Origin of the sequence: Lichenihabitans psoromatis, assembly GCF_004323635.1 — a bacterium.
Classification (GTDB): domain Bacteria; phylum Pseudomonadota; class Alphaproteobacteria; order Rhizobiales; family Beijerinckiaceae; genus Lichenihabitans; species Lichenihabitans psoromatis.
Genome location: NZ_CP036515.1, coordinates 2,573,598 through 2,591,800, shown reverse-complemented (window position 1 = coordinate 2,591,800; position 18,203 = coordinate 2,573,598). Strand labels below are relative to the sequence as shown.

Below are 18,203 nucleotides of genomic sequence, written 5' to 3'. Positions count from 1 at the left end.
CTGTGATTGTGGAATCGCTCTAGATTGGCCATATGGACGATGCTTGCACGCCTTGGACAAAGGCGTTAGCAACCAAATCTGATCTGAACGGATCGCGCACCGGCCGCATTCACGATGGCCGTGCAGGGAACAAAACATGACTTATGTGGTCGTCGAAAACTGCATCAAATGCAAATATATGGATTGCGTCGAAGTCTGTCCCGTGGACTGCTTCTACGAAGGCGAGAACATGCTCGTCATTCATCCGGATGAGTGCATCGATTGCGGTGTCTGCGAACCTGAATGCCCGGCCGAAGCCATCAAGCCGGATACTGAGCCGGGCCTTGAGAAGTGGCTTGGCCTGAACGCCGAATATGCAAAGGCTTGGCCGAACATTTCGGTGAAGCGGGAAAGCCCGGCCGATGCCAAGGATTTCGATGGCAAGCCCGGCAAGCTCGAGGCTTATTTCTCCGCTAACCCCGGCGAGGGCGACTGATCGCGTCTGTCGGCTCGTCCGCTCCCCTCAATCGGTGAGCAGACGGGCTTCGTCGGGCAGCATGATTGGGATGCCGTCGCGGATCGGGAATGCCAATTTCGCAGCTCGGGATACAAGCTCCTGCCGAGAGGCATCGTAAGCCAGTGTCGTCTTGGTAATGGGGCAAACCAGAATCTCGAGCAGTCTCGGATCGACCGTTGCTTCTCCGGGCCGCCGTGCCGGTCGCATTGTTTCGCCCATATCGCTCATTCTACTATCTCGTCCTCAAAACGGTCCTCGGCGGCGTTGGCTATCATAGCGCCCATTCTACTGCAGTGAACGCGTCTCGCCCGCATCACGGGCGAGTTCGATTTCGGCAATTGCGATCAGCACATCGGCGCGCGTCTTGAGATCGGATGCTTCCAGGAGTGCCTGCTTCTCGCGCGGGCCGAACGGGCTCATCATCGACAAGGCATTGACCAGCGCGTCGTTGGGCGCATCGTCGATCCCGGACCAATCGACAGACAGGCCGTGCGCGTCGGCAAAATTCCGCAGCGTTCGCAACAGCCCTTCGCGATCGACATCGCCCTCACCCGCGGCCGAGTCAAAATCCTGCATGAAGCCGCTGAAATCGACCCTGCACTGCCGATACGGCGTCATGACGGTCATTTCCTCGATGATGGTGTAGCGTGCGATGCCGGTGAGCGTCACGAGGTAACGACCGTCGCCGGTCTCCGAAAACGACGTGATCCGTCCAGCACATCCGGTCGCGTAGAGACCGTGCTTATCGAGGATGCGTTCCGCATCAGGCTGAACCATACCGATGACGCGATGCGACTTGAACGCGTCGTCGATCATCGAAAGATAGCGCGGCTCGAAGATGTTGAGGGGCATCTGGCCGCGCGGCAGCAGCAACGCGCCGGGGAGCGGAAAAACCGGGATCACGGTTGGGAGCGCGTCGGCAGACGCGTAGGGCTTGTTCATGCTTGCCTTCCTTCACTTGCCGACGTGGCGACGATTGCATCGGTATCGCGCCGGGGACCGACCGAGCCCGTCTTGGGTTCGCGTTTATAACGTCAACGAAAAAGCAGACCGGACAATCGACGACGTGCTTGAACCGCAGCCTTATCGGTCACGCCCCAAGCCTCGAAAAACTGCAAGAGCTGCTTTCTCGCCCCATCCTCGTTCCAACTGCGGTCGCGCTTGATGATTTCAAGGAGGCAATCCGCCGCTTCGTCCCGTTTGTTCTTGGCGTTGAACGCCAAGGCGAGGTCGAAGCGGGCTTGGTGATCGTCCGGATCGGCCGCGACTTGCCGCTCGAGATCGCTGAAATCACCAAGCGACGCACTTTGCTCCGCGAGGTCGATGGCGGCCCTGACAGCGACAACACTCGGATGTTGCGCCGCGCTCCCGACCGCCATGCTGAGAACGGCTTTTGCCTGATCGAGAGCACCCGCATCGAGATGCAGCTTTGCCAGACCGGCCAAAGCTGGTGCATTCGTCTCATCGATGGACAGGATTTCGGAGTAGATCGCCGCCGCCGTCTCGACATCCCCCTCGGCCACTGCAGCCGCGGCCTCGTCAAGCGCCTCCTGGGTCGGATCACCGACGGGTCCGACAAGCCGTTCGATGAACCCTTTGATCTGACTTTCCGGCAAGGCACCGACGAACCCATCGACCGGCTGGCCTTTGCTGAACGCGATTACGGCCGGGATCGATTGAATCCCGAGTTGTCCCGCGATCTCGGGGTGATCGTCGATGTTCATCTTGACGAGCTTCACCTTGCCGCCCGCATTGGCCACCACCTTTTCGATGATAGGCCCGAGTTGCTTACAGGGCCCGCACCAGGGGGCCCAGAAATCGACCAGAACCGGTTGACGGGTCGATTCGGCAACGACATCCTGCCGAAAGGTTGCACTCGTCACATCTTTGACGGTCGTCGACGCCGCCGACGGCACGGGAATGCCCGACCCAAAATTGCTCTCGAACGACATGCCCAACCCCTTGGTCGCACGGCCACGGCCGGCAGAAGACTTCATTGGAAAGATGGTGCGACACCAGACAAACCGCAACTCGCGGCCCGTCGTCAGACCTCGCGATTATGCAGTCGGCGCTCCCAGGCCAGCGCCTGCTCGACGATCGTGCCAAGATCGTCGTAGCGCGGAACCCAGCCTAATGTCTCGCGGACACGATCGTTGCGGGCCACGATAGCGGCCGGATCGCCCGCTCGTCGCCCGACCCGCGTGACGGGGAAATCGACGCCGGACACGCGTTTCACCACCTCGATCACCTCGCTGACCGAGAAGCCCTTCGCGTAGCCGCAGTTGCAGGTGAGATTATCGCCGCCCGCGCGAAGGTAGCGCAGCGCATCCATGTGAGCGCCGACGAGGTCGCTGACCTGGATATAGTCGCGAAGGCAGGTGCCGTCGGGCGTCTCATAATCGGTCCCATAGATCTGCAGGCCCTTGCGCCGCCCGAGCGCCGCCTGCACCGCGACCTTGATCAGGTGGGTCGCATCCCGCATCGATTGACCGGCCCGGCCCTGCGGATCCGCCCCAGCCACATTGAAATAGCGCAGCACCACGTAGCGGAGATCATGGGCCGCGGCCGTATCGGCGAGCATCCACTCGACCATCAACTTCGACCGGCCATAGGGCGAAACAGGTGCGAGCGGCGTCTCTTCAGACACGGCCTCGCTGCCGACATTTCCATAGACCGCCGCGGTCGACGAAAAGATGAAGTGTTTGACGCCGGTCGCGACCGCCACGGCAATGAGGCTCCGCGCCTTGGCGGTGTTGTTGAGATAATATCCAAGCGGATCGGACACCGAATCCGGGACGACGATCTTGGCGGCGAAATGCGCGATGGCGTTGACGTCGTAACGCTCGATCACACTTGTCACAACCGCCTCGTCGCCGAAATCACCCTCGGCGAACACGACCCCGTTTGGAACCGCGTCCCGAAACCCCGTGGATAGATTGTCGACCACCACGACGGTCTCGCCCGAGTCGATCAGGTCGAGCACCATGTGACTACCGATGTAGCCTGCTCCGCCCGTCACAAGAACCGTCATGTCGATCTTTCTCCCACGCTCGTCGTTTAAGGATGTGGCCTTCATCACAGCGACGCGTTCTTAACGCTTGCTGTACGATAGTCATCGCCTAGCCTCAGCTAGGCTCCGTCCAGCCCCCGGCCATGATTTTCGGCCGCTCGCCTATTGGATCGTTCATGAAGCGCATTCGCAAAGCGGTTTTCCCCGTCGCCGGTCTTGGTACACGGTTCCTGCCCGCGACCAAATCGGTTCCGAAGGAAATGATGACGGTTGTGGACCGCCCCGTTCTGCAACATGTGGTCGACGAAGCCAGGGAAGCGGGGATCGAGCATTTCATCTTCGTGACCGGCCGCAACAAGGCCGTCATCGAAGATCATTTCGACATGGCCTACGAGCTTGAATCAACGCTTCAGGCGCGCGGCAAGATGAAGGAATACGAGGCCTTGATGGCCGACCTGCCCCCGGCCGGCACGACGAGCTTCACGCGCCAGCAAGCCCCGCTTGGCCTCGGCCATGCCGTGTGGTGCGCGCGTGAAATCATTGGTGACGAGCCCTTCGCGGTGTTATTGCCCGACATGATCACCATGCAGGGTGGCCGCGGCAGCCGCTGCCTCGCCCAATGTATCGAGACTTACAACCAGCATGGCGGCAACGTCATCGCGGTCGAGGAAGTCCCGATGGAGGAGACGCATCAATATGGCGTCGTTTCGATCGGCAAGGATGACGGCCATAATTTCGAGATCACCGGCATGGTCGAGAAGCCGGCAAAAGGCACCGCCCCGTCGACCTCGATTATATCGGGCCGGTACATCTTGGACCCTTCGATCTTCGCAGCGTTGAAGGATGCCGAGAAGGGCGCGGGCGGCGAGATCCAGCTGACCGACGCGATGATCAAGCTCGCCAAGAATCAGGCGTTTCATGGCGTTCGCTTCGATGGCAAAACCTATGATACGGGCTCGAAGCTTGGCTTCCTGGCCGCCAACATCGCTTTTGCCATGGCACGCCCCGAACTGGCCGAAGGCCTCAGGGCGGAGCTGAAGAAGATCGTCGGTACGCTGTAAACCTCTCGATCCTAATGCTGATCGAGATCGAGCCGGCTCACCGCAACTCGAACTCGATCAGGCTCAATTGGGTCGGACCGGCATTGGTCAGGACTCGCGTCGCCGGCAAGGTGAAGGCTGCATCTCCGGCCTGCACGACCCCCTCATGCCCAATCTCACCGGGCTTGGTCTCGATGATCCGTCGGCCCGAGAGGACGACGCGCACGCCCGGCCCATCTTGCCGGTAGATCGGGGTCGAGGCGCCTGCCTCGAGCGTCAGATGCCACGCTTTCAGACGCTGCTCGTCAAGCACCAGCGCGAACACGCTCGCTTCGGAACGATCCGCCTTGCCGAAGTCACCGGCGCTCGGTCGCAGCAACTCGAACGCGATCTGGTGAAGAAGGTCGGGTCCGGTGTTGGTGATGCGCCGGATGGCGTGTTTGTCTTGATACGCGCCGTAGATGACCGAGCCGGTCGTCATCTCGCCGTCCATGGAGGATCCGTCCTCGCGCGACCCGGTGTGAACCGTGCTGCCGCCGATGACTGTGACGGCATAATCATGCGTATGCTCATGCCATAAGGTCGCTTTCCCGGCGGGGATCAGCACGCGCATCAGCCGGATGACGCCGTTCTGGAAAATGACGTGATGATGCGGTTCCTCATCGGTCTCGACCACATCGGAGGTCGCACCGGTCGCTGAGATCGGCAACGCCGTGACGGCGAGCCCGGCCGCCGCGATTGCAAACAGGTGACGACGCGTGAACGGATGGTGACATCCAGACCGGCGGGATCGGTAGGGCATCGTCGTGGCTCCCTTCATGGGTTGAAGTCGACGGCTTGAGAATGGACCCATTCCCCCCGCTTATCGCGTCGGACAGGGCTTTCATCGGCGGCCGAAGCTCCGATATAAGCTAACATCGTTGCGACAGAACTTCCCTCGGAGACCAGAATGGACAAGATCCCCGTCACGGTGCTGACCGGCTACCTCGGCGCCGGCAAGACGACTCTGCTCAACCGCATCCTCACCGAGGACCATGGCAAAAAATTCGCCGTCATCGTCAACGAATTCGGCGAGATCGGGATCGACAATGAGTTGGTGGTCGGCGCCGACGAAGAAGTATTCGAGATGAACAACGGATGCATCTGCTGCACCGTTCGCGGCGATCTGATCCGCATCCTCGAAGGCTTGATGAAACGCCGCGGCAAGTTCGACGCGATCATTATCGAGACGACTGGCCTCGCCGACCCGGCTCCCGTGGCCCAGACCTTCTTCGTCGATCAGGACGTGCAGGATAACGCCCGCCTCGATGCGATCGTGACGGTCGCCGATGCCAAATGGCTTAGCGCCCGCCTGAAGGATGCGCCCGAGGCCAAGAATCAGATCGCCTTCGCGGACGTCATCGTCTTGAACAAAATCGATCTGGTGTCGGACGAGGAGTTACGCGAGGTTCAGGCCCGGATCCGCGCCATCAACCCCTATGCCAAGCTGCACAAGGTCAAGAATTGCGCGGTCGACCTCGACGCCGTTCTCAACCGCAATGCCTTCGACCTCGATCGCATTCTCGAAATCGAGCCGGATTTCCTCGAGACCGACGATCATGACCATGACCATGGCCACGACCACGACCATGACCATCATGATCACGACCATGGACACGTCCATGCGCATGGCCACGGCGGCGCCAAGCATTATCACGACGAAGACATGCAATCGGTCGCAATGGTCCACGAGGGCGACGTCGATCCGAACAAGTTCATGCCCTGGATCAACCATCTCGTGCAGACCGAAGGCGGCAAGATCCTGCGTTCCAAAGGCATTCTGGCGTTCAAAAACGAACCCAAGCGTTTCGTCTTCCAGGGCGTTCACATGATGCTGGATGGCGACACCCAGCGCGATTGGAAAGAGGGGGAGAAGCGAACCTCGAAGGTCGTGTTTATCGGCCGTGATCTGCCGATCGAGGAGATCCGCAAGGGCTTCCTGGCCTGCGCGGCCTAAGCCAAAGCACTCAACCCTGATGGTGCGACCCCGCACCATCAGGGTGACGTCAACAGCCGCAATCGTCGGCCGCTTGTTTCAGAAAGTCGAAGCAATAGGGCGCGAAAGACCGCCAGCACTCGAGGCGGAAGTGGTCAGGCGCGAGGCGCCACAGAACGACATCGGCTTTGGCCAACACCGTCCGGGTGCACATGCCGACCGGAAAAGCCGCAAGGTCGAGATCGAGCGGACATCCCGCGTTCAGGACCTCGGTGGCGGCGGTGCCGGTCACCTCGATGCCGACTTGCCGGTGCGAAATATCGACGATGCAGCCTGGTTCGCCAGCGAGGCCGCCTTCAATGCTGCCCGCGAGCCTGTCGTCCAGCGGTGCAATCAGGAGCCATTCGTCCGGCCCGAGCCAGAGCGCCGCACGATCGCCGGCCTGGGTGGCCTTGAGTGCATCCGCCGACAATGAGGTTCCAAAGGCGCGGCTGAAACGCAGGGCCGCCTCGGCACCCCCACGCGCCGACAGTCGCGTCATGGGAGGAAGCAAGCCGAACGACACGGTCTTTTGGTCGGCGAGTGGGCTGACGCGCTCGAGGATTTTGGCCGCCTCAACCATTCAGGCGTTCTCCTTGCGGATCGTAGAAGACCGGCGTCGTGACTTTGGCCACGATCGAACCACTCGCCATTGGAATATAGATCGTCTCGCCAAGCCGAGCGCGACCACCTTCGACCATCGCGATCGCGATCGATCGGCCCAAAACCGCGCTTGCGTAGGATGATGTGACGTTGCCGATCGCATGCGTGCCGATGGGCGCGTCGGATACGGGAACCACTTGGGCGCCCTCGTCCAGCACCACGGTTGGATCGAGCGTGAGCAGACCGACCAATTGCTTGCGCCCCGCCTCCATCAGGAAGGGGCGAGCCAGAGACCGTTTACCGACGAAATCGGGCTTGCTGGCCGAGATCATGCCGCCAAGCCCGACATCGTCCGGCGTCGCTGTGCCGTCCGTCTCCTGCCCGACGATGATGTAGCCCTTTTCGGCGCGCAAGACATGCATCGCCTCCGTGCCATAGGCGACGGCGTCGTAGCGCTTCGCCTCGGCCCAGATCGCCTCCCAGACGGCGCGGCCGTAATCGGCCGGCACATTCACCTCGAAGCCGAGTTCGCCCGTGAAACTCACCCGGAACAGCCGCATCGGTACGCCACCGATGTGACCCTCGCGGATCGCCATATGCGGCATGGCGGCAGGCGCCAGATCCACATCCTCGATCAGCGGCGCGAGAATGTCGCGCGCGCGGGGACCCTGCACCGCGATGACGGCCCATTGATCTGTGGTGGACGTCAACCAGACCTTGAGATCGGGAAACTCGGTCTGGAGATAATCCTCCATATGGGCCAGCACGCGAGGTGCGCCCCCGGTTGTGGTCGTCACGTGGAAACGGTCCTGCGACAGTCGCCCAACGACGCCGTCATCCATCACGAACCCGGCTTCGTTCAGCATCAATCCATAGCGGCAGCGGCCGACACCGAGCTTGAGCCAAGCATTCGGATAGAGCCGATTAAGGAACTCGGCCGCATCGGGCCCAACCACCTCGATCTTGCCGAGAGTCGAGGCGTCGAACAGGCCGGCGCTCTCCCGCGTGCGGCGACATTCCCGCGCCACCGCCGCATGCATGTCCTCACCCGCCTCGGGGAAATAATGGGCCCGCTTCCACAGCGCGACATCCTCGAACCGCGCGCCGCGCGCCACCGCCCAGTCATGGATCGGCGTCTTGCGAATCGGATCGAACAATTGTCCGCGCGACATGCCGGCGAAACTGCCGAAGGTCACAGGCGTAAACGGCTGGCGGAAGGTCGTCAGTCCCACCGCCGGCACGGGTTCGTTGAGGGCCTTTGCGGCGATCGCCAGCGCATTGAGGTTCGATGTTTTGCCCTGATCGGTCGCCATGCCGGTCGTGGTGTATCGCTTGATATGCTCGATCGAGCGGAAGCCCTCGCGCGTCGCGAGCTTGATGTCCTTGGCGGTCACGTCATTCTGGAAATCGACGAACGCCTTGGCGCGCGCGCCATCGCCGGTCTGCGGCAAAGCCCCGATGAACCCGCCAGGGCCATGCTGATCGTCGCCCAGCACCGTGAAGGGGCGGCCCGTCGCATCGCCGTCCGACAGGGCGTCCGCGATACCGAATACGCCACGGCAGCCCCCGACGGAGCGCTGCGCCTGGACGGCTTTATCGGGCAGGAACATGCCACTCGCCTCGTCGAAGGCAACGACGCCGCGCGATTGCGAGAAAAGATGGATCGACGGCGTCCAGCCGCCACTCATGAGCAGCGCGTCGCATGCGATGGTCTCGAGGTCCGTCACATACTCGCCGGAGACGTGACCAACCGTTGCCTCGCTGACGCGCCAATAGCCCTTGGTGCCCGTGACGGTCGCGCCGCGCAGAATACGAATGCCGACAGCTTCCGCCTCGGCGACGAGCGGCCCGCTCGGGTGCTGGCGCAGATCGAGGATCGCGGCGATCTCGGCGCCGGCAGCCCTGAGATCGAGCGCTGCACGATAAGCGCTGTCATGCGCCGTCGCGACCAAGACGCGATGGCCGACCTTCACGCCATAGCGGTTGAGGAACACGCGGGCCGAACCGGCCAGCATCACGCCTGGACGATCGTTTCCGGGGAAGACCAGCGGCCGCTCGATCGCTCCGGTCGCGAGCACGACCTCCTTGGCCCGGACCTGCCACATCCGCTCGCGCGGGGTGGGACGATCGTTTGAGGCGAGATGGTCGGTCAGCCGCTCGGTCAAAGCCACGAGGTTATGGCCGTAATAGCCGAATGCCTGGGTGCGGGGCAGCAGCGTCACGTTTGCCATCGCGCCGAGGTTGGCCAGGGCTGCAAGCAGCCAATCCGCCGCAGGCTGTCCGTCGATTGTGAGGTGAGGCTCGGACAGAAGCGAGCCGCCGAATTCACTCCCCTCGTCGCAGAGAATCACGCGTTTGCCCGCTCGCGCCGCGGCGAGCGTCGCTGCAAGGCCGGCCGGTCCGGCGCCGACCACCAACACGTCGCAATGCGCGAAACGGCCAGCATAGATGTCGGGGTCAGGCGCGGTCGGGGCCGGCCCGAGACCGGCGGCGCGGCGGATCGCGGGCTCGAACAGCTTGGTCCAGACGCCCGGCCCCCGCATGAAGCGGGGCCCCATGAAGGTCTTATAATAGAAACCCGCCGCGAAGATCGGGGCCAGCATGCCATTGATGGCGCCGACGTCATAGAACAACGAGGGCCAATGGTTCTGGCTGCGTGCCTCAAGACCCTCGTAGAGCTCGACCTGCGTCATGCGGAGGTTCGGGGTCTCGCGGCCGGTGCCCCGATCGATGACCGCGAGCGCGTTCGGCTCCTCGGATCCAGCCGCAAGAAAACCGCGCGGGCGGTGATATTTAAACGAACGGCCAACGAAGTGGATCCCGTGGCTCAGCAAGGCCGAGGCGAGCGTGTCGCCCTCTAATCCCTCAAAGCTGCGTCCATCGAACCAGAAGCGGCGCGCCGCACGGCGGTCAATCCGTCCTCCGGTCGGCGTGCGGTATGGCGCGCTCATTGGGTCGACTCCGCCGCCGGATATTGTTCACCCGGCAATGACGCTTCATCCGTCGCCGACAGGTCGGGACGCGGCTCGCCGACCTTGTAGGTCGTCAGGATCATGTCGCTCATGGTGTCGCGCAGGCAGTTGAAGAAGCGCCCGCAGCCGGATGCATGCCGCCAGCGCTCGGCGATCACGCCCTTGGTGTTGCTGCGCGTGTAGAGGAACGCGCCCCAGTCTGCGTCCAAGGCGACGCTCGGGTCGCGGACCACATGAGCCTCACCGCCATGTTTAAATTCGAGTTCCGGACGCGGGCCGCAATATGGGCAGGGAATGAGGAGCATATCAGTGAGCCACCGCGGCAGCGGCCGCTTCGTCGATGAGCCGACCCGTCGTGAACCGGTCGAGCGAGAAAGGCGCGTTGATGGGATGCGGCTCGCCCGTCGCGACCTGATGCGCGAAGACGTTGCCGGATCCGGGCGTCGCTTTGAAGCCGCCGGTTCCCCACCCGCAATTGACGAACAGCCCAGGCACCGGCGTCTTGCCGATGATGGGGGATCGGTCGGGCGTGACGTCGACGATGCCGCCCCAGTTCCGCAACATGCGAAGGCGACGCACGGTCGGAAACAGCTCGCAGATCGCATCCAGCGTATGGGTCGCGATATGCAGACCGCCGGTCTGGCTGTAGGACGTGTAGGCGTCCGTGCCGGCCCCGATCACCAACTCGCCCTTGTCGGATTGCGACATGTAGGCGTGGATCGTGTTCGACATGACCACACAGGGCATGATCGGCTTGATCGGCTCAGACACGAGCGCCTGGAGCGGATAGCTCTCCAGCGGCAGCCGCACGTCGGCCATCTGCATCACGGCGCTGGTGTTTCCCGCCGCGACGACACCGAGCCGCTTGGTCGCGATCGGTCCGCGCGTCGTGTCGATGCCGCTGATGGCGCCGGTCGCATCACGCCGGATCGCCGTAACCTCGCATTTCTGCAAAATATCGACCCCGAGCGCCGAGGCTGCGCGGGCATAGCCCCAGGCGACCGCGTCGTGCCGCGCGACACCGCCCCGACGCTGCAGGCTTGCGCCGACGATCGGGTAGCGCAGGTTATGCGAGATGTTGAGGATGGGGCAGAACGCCTGCGCCTCCTCCGGGCTCAACCATTCGTTGTCGATGCCGGCGAGGCGGTTGGCATGGACATGCCGCTTGAACACCTGCACGTCATGCGTGTTGTGAGCCAGCATCATGACGCCGCGCGGCGAATACATGACATTGTAGTTCAGCACATGCGACAGATCCTGCCACAGGTTCATGGCGCGGTTGTAGAGCGCCTCGCTCTCTTCCCAGAGATAGTTGGAGCGGATGATCGTGGTGTTGCGGCCGGTGTTGCCACCACCCAGCCAACCCTTTTCGACCACCGCGATATTGGTCATGCCATGCTCGGCCGCCATATAGTAGGCGGTGGCGAGGCCATGGCCGCCACCCCCGATGATGATCGCGTCATAGGACGCTTTCGGTTCGGGCGAGCGCCACTGCTCCGGCCAGCCCCGGTTGGCGTCGAAGCTTTGGCGGATCAGGTTCAGCAGCGAAAATCGCACGTCGACAAGGCTCCGGGGGGCACGTGCCGTCTTTGTGATGGTCCGGCGCGCAAGCGTCTAGCGTGGAGACGACAAGCCTATGTCGAATTTGTGATATGGCGGGATGCCGCACTATTCTCCCGGCGCGGGAAGCGGCATCGGCGCGGGAGCCGCCTTGCGCCGCAACTGCATCCACCGCGCCCGCAATCGGCTGAGCACCACATACATGGCGGGCGTAGTATAAAGCGTCAGCACCTGGCTGAGGATCAGACCACCCACGATGGTGACGCCGAGCGGGCGCCGGAGTTCCGCCCCGACCCCCGTGCCGAGCGCCAGCGGCAGCGCCCCGAGCAGCGCCGCGAGCGTCGTCATGAGGATGGGCCGAAACCGTTCGAGGCAGGCTTCGTAGATTGCGACCTCGGGCGTCAGCGACCGGGCCCGTTCGGCCCCGATGGCGAAATCCACCAGCATGATGCCGTTCTTTTTGACGATGCCGATCAGCAGGATGATGCCCACGAAGGCGATGAGCGTGAGTTCCATGCCGACGGCGTTGAGGGCCACCAGTGCGCCGAGGCCGGCGGAGGGGAGCGTTGAGATGATGGTGATCGGGTGGATCAGGCTCTCGTAGAGAACGCCCAGGATGATATACATGGCGAATAAGGCCGCCAGGATCAGCATCCCCTGCCCGCCGCCGCTCTGCTGGAATAATTGCGCGTCGCCCGCAAATTCGGCATGCAGCCCGTCTGGCAGATGCATCTCGGCCACCGCCTGCAACACCGCCGCCGTGCTGGCGTCGAGGCTCGCACCCGGCGTGAGATTATACGAGATGGTGATCGAGGGGAACGAGCCCTGGTGATTGACCACGAGGGCCGCCGCACTGCGCTCGAGATGCGCGAAGGCGGTCAGCGGCACCTCGGCGGTCGCGCCTTGCTGGCCATCGCTGACAGCCGCGATCGCGGTCGTGCCGGAGGCGTTCAGCCCCCCCGAAACGGGGCGGGTCCCCGGCACATAGATTTTCGTGATGTCGATCGGATCACGTTGATTGCGGAGCGCGACCTCCAGAACCACGCGATATTGATTGCGCTGAGTGTAGATGGTCGAGATCTGCCGCTCGCCAAACGCGTTGTTCAGGGCGTTGTCGATCGCCTGCATCTGCACACCGAGGCGGGCGGCTTTGAGCCGATCGATCACGACATCGACCTGGAGGCCGCCCTGCTCGCGATCGGTCGACACGTCGACAAGGCCGGGCACCTGCTTCATCCGAGCCAAGACCTTGGGTTGCCACTCGACCAGTTCGGCGAGATTGCTGTCCCAAAGCGTGAATTGATATTGTGCCTTGCCTTGGCGAGCGCCAGCCCGAAGATCCTGCACCGGCACCATGAACAACGAGATGCCAGCGACATGGGCGACCTTGCGGCGCAGGCGGTCGATCACCTCGGTGATCGGCTCCCGCTGGTCAACCGGTTTCAGGCTGATGAACAAGCTGCCCTGATTGCCCGAGCCACGGCCGCCACCGATGAAGGAGCCGACCCCATCCACGGCCGGATCCTTTTCGACCCGATCGGCCAGTTCCTGCTGCAAGGCCGACATGGCGGTGAACGAGGAATCCGCCGACGCCTCGGTCATGCCCATGATGAGCCCCGCGTCGTCCTGCGGGAAGAAGCCTTTCGGCGTGGTGCCGAACAGAACGACCGTCAACCCGATCGTCGCCAGCATGACCAGCACCATCAGCCACGGATGCCGAAGCGTGACCTTGAGCGACGACGCATAGATTGCGATGAGCCAACCGAGGATCCCCTCGACGATTTTGTCGAAGCGCGTTTCCCGTCGATCCCGGTCATGCGTCATGAAGTGGGCGCAGAGCATCGGTGTCAGGGTCAGCGACACCACCGTCGAAACGACCACCGCATAGGCAAGCGTCAGCGAGAATTCGCGGAAGAAGATGCCGATCAGGCCCGGCATGAACAACAGCGGCACGAAGGCGGCCAGCAGCGACGCACTGATCGACAAAACCGTAAAGCCGATCTGCCGTGCGCCGAGCATCGCGGCGGCGCGGGGCTTCATGCCGGTCTCGATGTTGCGGGTCACGTTCTCGATCATGACGATGGCATCGTCGACCACGAATCCAACCGAGATCGTGATGGCCATCAGCGAGAGGTTGTCGAGGCTGAAGCCCGACAGCCACATCATCAGCACCGTTCCGGCCAGCGACAGCGGCACGGCCGCACCCGCCGCGAGCGTAGGGGTGAGGCGGCGCAGAAACACCAGCACGACGCCCATGACCAGCCCGATGGTCAGCAGAAGCGTGAACTGGATATCCTCGACACTGGCCCTGATCGTGGTCGTACGATCGCTGAAGATCGAAATATCGACGCCGGCCGGGAGAAACTGCTGCATCTGCGGCAGCAGCGCCTTCACCCTGTCGACCGTGTCGATCACGTTGGCGGTCGGCTGCTTGGTGACAATCAGGAGGATCGACGGCTTCTTGTTATACCAGCCCGCGGCGCGGCGCGTGCGGACGCCCTGCTGCACATCCGCAACGTCGCTGAGTTTCACCACGACGCCGTTGGTGTTTTTGACGATGATGCCCTTGTAGTCGTCCGGCGTATTCAGCCGGTCGCTGGTCGCCAGCGTCTCAGCAAGGTCCGGCCCATCGAATCCGCCCACCGCCTCGCCCACATTGGCGTTGGCGATGGCGGCTCGCACATCGTCAAGTGCGAGCCCCATGGCGGCGAGCCGCGATGGATCGATCTGCACCCGGACGGCGGGCTGGTCGGCGCCGTTGACCGTGACTTCCGCCACGCCTTCGACCTGCGAAATGCGTTGGGCCAGAACGGTATCGGCAGCATCGTACAGCGCTGTCGTCGGCAGATTTTTCGACGTGAGCGCCAGAATGATGACCGGCGCGGCGGCCGAATTTGCCTTCCGGTAGACCGGCAGCGTCGGCAGGTCGCTGGGCAGGTCTGTGGCCGCGGCGTTGAGAGCGGCTTGCACATCGCGCGCCGCATCATCCGCATTGCGGCTGAGATCGAACTGGATCGAGATCGAGGTCGAGCCGAGCGTGCTGGTCGAGGTCAGTTCGGTGACGCCGGAGATTTCGGCCAACCGCCGCTCGAGCGGCGCCGCGACCGTCGCGGCCATCGTGGCGGGATCGGCGCCGGGCCGTGACGCGCTGACACGGACGACCGGAAACTCGACTGACGGCAGGCTAGCGACCGGAAGCTGAAAATAGGCCACAACCCCGGCCAGGAACAATCCGACACACATCAGCGTGGTGCCGATCGGGCGCCGGATGAAGGGGTCGGAGAAGCCCATTATTCGGCCGCCCGCGACGGAATGGTGGGCGCCTCGCCGTCCCCGTCATGCAGCTGGCCCGGGAGCGAGGGCGGACCGAAGGGGCGGGACGCGCCCGCGGCATCGACCTCGAGGTCATCCTCCGGATCATAGAGCGGCGTGTCGCGGAGCCCCAACCGTGCACCGACCCGGCCGAGTTGCAGGTAGATCACGGGCGTCGTGTAAAGCGTGAGCAACTGGCTGAGCAGAAGGCCGCCCACGATCGAGATGCCGAGTGGGACGCGAAGCTCAGAGCCGCTGCCATGGGCGAGGGCCAGCGGAATGGCACCGAACAGCGCCGCGAGAGTCGTCATCATGATGGGCCGAAAGCGCAGGTGGCAGGCTTTCACAATGGCATCCAGGGGCGACAACCCCTCGACACGCTCGGCCTCGCGCGCGAAATCGATCATCATGATGGCGTTTTTCTTAACGATGCCCATCAGCAGGATGATGCCGATCAGCGCCACGATCGAGAGTTCATGACCGCAGAGGATCAGTGCCAGCAACGCCCCGACCCCTGCCGACGGCAGCGTCGACAGGATCGTCAGCGGGTGGATGTAGCTTTCGTAGAGGATGCCGAGCACCAGGTAGATCGTGACGACGGCGGCCAGCACCAGCATCGGCTCGCTTGCCAGCGAATTGGTGAATTCCGCCGCGTCGGCCCCGAATGAGCCGGCGATCGAGGGCGGCATACCGATATCGGTCTCAGCCTGTTTGATGGCCGTCACGGCCTGCCCGAGCGATGCGCCCTCGCTGAGATCGAAGCTGATCGTCGACGCCGGAAATTGCTCTTGATGGTCGATCGATAGCGGCGCGGTGGTCCGCTTCAAGGTCGCGAGCGACACCAGCGGCACTTCGGCCCCGCCAACGATGCCGACATAGAGCTTGTCGAGCACATTGGGATCGGTCTGATATTGCGGCGCGGCTTCGAGGATCACGCGATATTGATTGGATTGCGCGTAGATGGTCGAGATTTGCCGCTGCGCGAAAGCGTCGTTCAACGTGTCGTCGATCAGTTGCATGTTGACGCCAAGCCGGCCCGCCTTCTGCCGGTCGATATCGACGAAAGCGCGAAGTCCGCCGGTCTGCGTTTCACCTGCGACTTGGGACAGGATCGGCACGGCCCGAAGTTCGGCCAGGAGCTTGTCGGACCAGGTCTGTACCTGCGTCGCATCCGTCCCGACCAACGTATATTGATATTGCGAGCGGCTTTGCTGCGTGGCGATCTGGATGTCCTGGATCGGCTTCACGTAAGGCGTCACGCCCGGGATCGTGAGCAGCGCGGTCCGCATGCGGTCGCCGATCTCGGTCGAGGTCTGGCTGCGCTGATCGGCCGGACGGAGCCCGACCTGAAGCGAGGCGACGTTCGAGGTCGGGTTCAGCGTGCCGATGCCAAGCACCGCCGTCACGGCCGTCACGTCGGGATCGCGCCGCAGAATCGCGCCAGCCTGATCCTGAAGGCGTGTCATGGCCGCGAAGGATGAGGTCGGAGACCCCTCGATCACGACGGTCAGCAGCCCGGTATCCTGCTTGGGCAGAAAGCCTTTCGGGATGATGACGTAGAGATAAACCGTGAGCCCGAGCGTTCCCAGCGTCAGCAGCAGCATCAGGCTTTGGCGGCGGAGAGCCCAGCCTAGGGTGTTCCCGTAGAGCGTCGCCATCCAGGTGATCGGTTTTTCGACCATCCGCATCAGCCAAGTCTCGCGATCGGGCGTGGCGCGCAGCAGGCGTCCGCACATCATCGGCGTCAGGGTCAGCGACACGACGGCCGAGACGATCACCGCGAACGTTAGCGTGAGAGCGAATTCACGGAACATGCGGCCCACGAGTCCCGTCATGAACAACAGCGGGATGAAGACCGCGATCAGCGACACGGTCAACGAGATGACTGTAAAACCGATCTGCCGCGCACCGGTGAGGGCGGCCTGAAGCGGCGTCTCGCCATCTTCGATCTTGCGAACCACGTTCTCGATCATCACGATCGCATCGTCGACCACGAAGCCGGTGCCTATGGTCAGCGCCATCAGCGAGAGATTGTCGAGGCTGAACCCGAAGGCGGCCATCACCGCGAACGTCGCCATGATGGACAGCGGCAGCGCCACCGCTGCGATGATGGTGGCCCGGACCGTACGGAGAAACAGCAGCACCACGAGCACGACGAGGGCGCAGCTCAACACGAGAGTGAACTGCACGTCCGCGATGGAGGCGCGGATGGTGTCGGTCGAGTCGTGCACCACCTCGAGTTTGGCTCCTGACGCCAGCGCGGTGCGAAGGCGAGGTAGCTGTTGCAGCACGCGATCGACGGTCTGCACCACATTGGCGCCGGGCTGACGCTGCACGTCGATGATGATGGCGGGATCGCCCTGAAACCAGCCGGCGGCGCGCACGTTTTCGACACCGTCGATCACGCTGGCGATGTCGCGCACCAGAACCGCCGAATTGTTCCGATAGGCAACGACGACGTCCCTGTAAGCACCCGCCGCCTCGATCTGGTCGTTGGCCGCGATCGTGTAAGCCTGGGTCTTTCCGTCCAGCGAGCCTTTCGACCCGGCCACATTGGCGGCCACGACGGCATTTCGCAGATCCTCCATACCGAGTTGGTAGGCGGCCATGCGGGTCAGGTCGGCCTGGATGCGGACGGCGGGCCGTATGTTGCCCTGCACCGACACATGACCGACGCCCGACACTTCGCTGAGGCGGGGCGCCAGAAGCGTATCGGCGACATCGCTCAGGTCACGCAGCGAAACCGATTTCGAGGTCAAGGCCAGCGTCACGATCGGCGTATCGGCCGGGTTCACCTTGGAATAGGTCGGCGGGTAAGGCAGGTTGCGCGGCAGCGTCGACGCGGCGGCGTTGATGGCCGATTGCACGTCTTGCGCGGCCGCATCGATGTCGCGGTCGAGATTGAATTGCAGCGTGATCTGGCTCAGCCCGAAGGAGCTTTGCGACGTCATGTTGGCGAGCGCCGGGATCTGCCCGAATTGCCGCTCCAGCGAGGCCGTGACGAGTGACGCGATCGTATCCGGGTTGCCGCCCGGCAATTGGGTCGTGACCTGAATGGTGGGAAAATCGACCTGCGGCAGCGCCGAAACGGAGAGCTGCTTATAGCCCAGCAGCCCAGCCAGCAGCACCGCCACCGCGAGCAGCGATGTGGCGACAGGCCGGAGGATGAAGGGCGACGAGACGTTCATCAGGGTTG

At 63.1% G+C, this 18,203-nt stretch carries 14 protein-coding genes; 3 read left to right on the top strand and 11 right to left on the bottom strand.

What is annotated here, in order from left to right:
• The first annotated feature begins 136 nt into the window (after nt 1–136).
• The gene (gene fdxA, locus EY713_RS12070; RefSeq protein WP_131115165.1) at nt 137–475 is read left to right on the top strand and encodes a ferredoxin FdxA; all 339 of its coding nucleotides are present in this window, start codon (nt 137–139) and stop codon (nt 473–475) included.
• 27 nt (nt 476–502) lie between these two features.
• Here fdxA and EY713_RS12065 read toward each other — a convergent pair whose 3' ends face one another.
• From EY713_RS12065 to galE, 4 genes are all read right to left on the bottom strand, one after another.
• On the bottom strand, nt 503–715 hold the full coding sequence (locus tag EY713_RS12065; RefSeq protein WP_425374368.1) for a Trm112 family protein: 213 nt from the start codon (nt 713–715) through the stop codon (nt 503–505).
• A 66-nt stretch (nt 716–781) separates the two neighbouring features.
• A complete protein-coding gene (locus EY713_RS12060) occupies nt 782–1,438 on the bottom strand; it encodes an LON peptidase substrate-binding domain-containing protein (RefSeq protein ID WP_131115163.1) in 657 nt (218 codons plus the stop codon).
• A gap of 92 nt (nt 1,439–1,530) precedes the next feature.
• Nucleotides 1,531–2,448 carry a thioredoxin gene (trxA, locus tag EY713_RS12055; RefSeq protein ID WP_131115161.1) on the bottom strand — a complete coding sequence of 306 codons (918 nt, stop codon included), beginning with the start codon at nt 2,446–2,448 and terminating at the stop codon, nt 1,531–1,533.
• Nucleotides 2,449–2,540: 92 nt separating this feature from the next.
• On the bottom strand, nt 2,541–3,527 hold the full coding sequence (gene galE / locus EY713_RS12050; RefSeq protein WP_131115159.1) for a UDP-glucose 4-epimerase GalE: 987 nt from the start codon (nt 3,525–3,527) through the stop codon (nt 2,541–2,543).
• A gap of 155 nt (nt 3,528–3,682) precedes the next feature.
• On the opposite strand from galE, the gene galU reads away from it, so the two are divergent.
• Nucleotides 3,683–4,567, top strand: a complete 885-nt coding sequence (gene galU, locus EY713_RS12045; protein ID WP_131115157.1) for a UTP--glucose-1-phosphate uridylyltransferase GalU — start codon at nt 3,683–3,685, stop codon at nt 4,565–4,567.
• Nucleotides 4,568–4,604: 37 nt separating this feature from the next.
• Here the strand turns inward: galU and EY713_RS12040 are convergent, their stop codons facing one another.
• Nucleotides 4,605–5,348 (bottom strand): hypothetical protein, encoded by a 744-nt coding sequence (locus EY713_RS12040; protein WP_131115155.1) that lies wholly within the window; start codon nt 5,346–5,348, stop codon nt 4,605–4,607.
• Nucleotides 5,349–5,495: 147 nt separating this feature from the next.
• On the opposite strand from EY713_RS12040, the gene EY713_RS12035 reads away from it, so the two are divergent.
• Nucleotides 5,496–6,542 carry a CobW family GTP-binding protein gene (locus EY713_RS12035; protein WP_131115153.1) on the top strand — a complete coding sequence of 349 codons (1,047 nt, stop codon included), beginning with the start codon at nt 5,496–5,498 and terminating at the stop codon, nt 6,540–6,542.
• 49 nt (nt 6,543–6,591) lie between these two features.
• Here EY713_RS12035 and EY713_RS12030 read toward each other — a convergent pair whose 3' ends face one another.
• From EY713_RS12030 to EY713_RS12005, 6 genes are all read right to left on the bottom strand, one after another.
• Nucleotides 6,592–7,143, bottom strand: a complete 552-nt coding sequence (locus EY713_RS12030) for a sarcosine oxidase subunit gamma (RefSeq protein ID WP_131115151.1) — start codon at nt 7,141–7,143, stop codon at nt 6,592–6,594.
• Nucleotides 7,136–10,114, bottom strand: coding sequence for a sarcosine oxidase subunit alpha family protein (locus tag EY713_RS12025; protein ID WP_131115150.1), 2,979 nt, complete (start codon nt 10,112–10,114; stop codon nt 7,136–7,138). The genes EY713_RS12030 and EY713_RS12025 overlap by 8 nt, the downstream gene beginning before the upstream one ends.
• The gene (locus EY713_RS12020) at nt 10,111–10,440 is read right to left on the bottom strand and encodes a sarcosine oxidase subunit delta (RefSeq protein WP_131115148.1); all 330 of its coding nucleotides are present in this window, start codon (nt 10,438–10,440) and stop codon (nt 10,111–10,113) included. Before EY713_RS12020 ends, EY713_RS12025 begins: the two co-directional genes overlap by 4 nt.
• 1 nt (nt 10,441) lies before the next feature.
• The gene (locus EY713_RS12015; protein ID WP_131115146.1) at nt 10,442–11,692 is read right to left on the bottom strand and encodes a sarcosine oxidase subunit beta family protein; all 1,251 of its coding nucleotides are present in this window, start codon (nt 11,690–11,692) and stop codon (nt 10,442–10,444) included.
• Nucleotides 11,693–11,803: 111 nt separating this feature from the next.
• The gene (locus EY713_RS12010; RefSeq protein ID WP_281015379.1) at nt 11,804–14,989 is read right to left on the bottom strand and encodes an efflux RND transporter permease subunit; all 3,186 of its coding nucleotides are present in this window, start codon (nt 14,987–14,989) and stop codon (nt 11,804–11,806) included.
• Complete coding sequence (locus EY713_RS12005) at nt 14,986–18,195, bottom strand: efflux RND transporter permease subunit (RefSeq protein WP_131115142.1); 3,210 nt, start codon at nt 18,193–18,195, stop codon at nt 14,986–14,988. The genes EY713_RS12010 and EY713_RS12005 overlap by 4 nt, the downstream gene beginning before the upstream one ends.
• Nucleotides 18,196–18,203 lie beyond the last annotated feature (8 nt).

What these genes read in the sequence shown, in the direction of transcription:
- fdxA (WP_131115165.1), top strand. Translation starts at nt 137, where the DNA reads ATGACTTATGTGGTCGTCGAAAACTGCATCAAATGCAAATATATGGAT.
- galE (WP_131115159.1), bottom strand. Translation starts at nt 3,527, where the DNA reads ATGACGGTTCTTGTGACGGGCGGAGCAGGCTACATCGGTAGTCACATG.
- trxA (WP_131115161.1), bottom strand. Translation starts at nt 2,448, where the DNA reads ATGTCGTTCGAGAGCAATTTTGGGTCGGGCATTCCCGTGCCGTCGGCG.
- EY713_RS12040 (WP_131115155.1), bottom strand. Translation starts at nt 5,348, where the DNA reads ATGCCCTACCGATCCCGCCGGTCTGGATGTCACCATCCGTTCACGCGT.
- galU (WP_131115157.1), top strand. Translation starts at nt 3,683, where the DNA reads ATGAAGCGCATTCGCAAAGCGGTTTTCCCCGTCGCCGGTCTTGGTACA.
- EY713_RS12020 (WP_131115148.1), bottom strand. Translation starts at nt 10,440, where the DNA reads ATGCTCCTCATTCCCTGCCCATATTGCGGCCCGCGTCCGGAACTCGAA.
- EY713_RS12005 (WP_131115142.1), bottom strand. Translation starts at nt 18,195, where the DNA reads ATGAACGTCTCGTCGCCCTTCATCCTCCGGCCTGTCGCCACATCGCTG.
- EY713_RS12025 (WP_131115150.1), bottom strand. Translation starts at nt 10,114, where the DNA reads ATGAGCGCGCCATACCGCACGCCGACCGGAGGACGGATTGACCGCCGT.
- EY713_RS12035 (WP_131115153.1), top strand. Translation starts at nt 5,496, where the DNA reads ATGGACAAGATCCCCGTCACGGTGCTGACCGGCTACCTCGGCGCCGGC.
- EY713_RS12060 (WP_131115163.1), bottom strand. Translation starts at nt 1,438, where the DNA reads ATGAACAAGCCCTACGCGTCTGCCGACGCGCTCCCAACCGTGATCCCG.
- EY713_RS12030 (WP_131115151.1), bottom strand. Translation starts at nt 7,143, where the DNA reads ATGGTTGAGGCGGCCAAAATCCTCGAGCGCGTCAGCCCACTCGCCGAC.
- EY713_RS12065 (WP_425374368.1), bottom strand. Translation starts at nt 715, where the DNA reads ATGGGCGAAACAATGCGACCGGCACGGCGGCCCGGAGAAGCAACGGTC.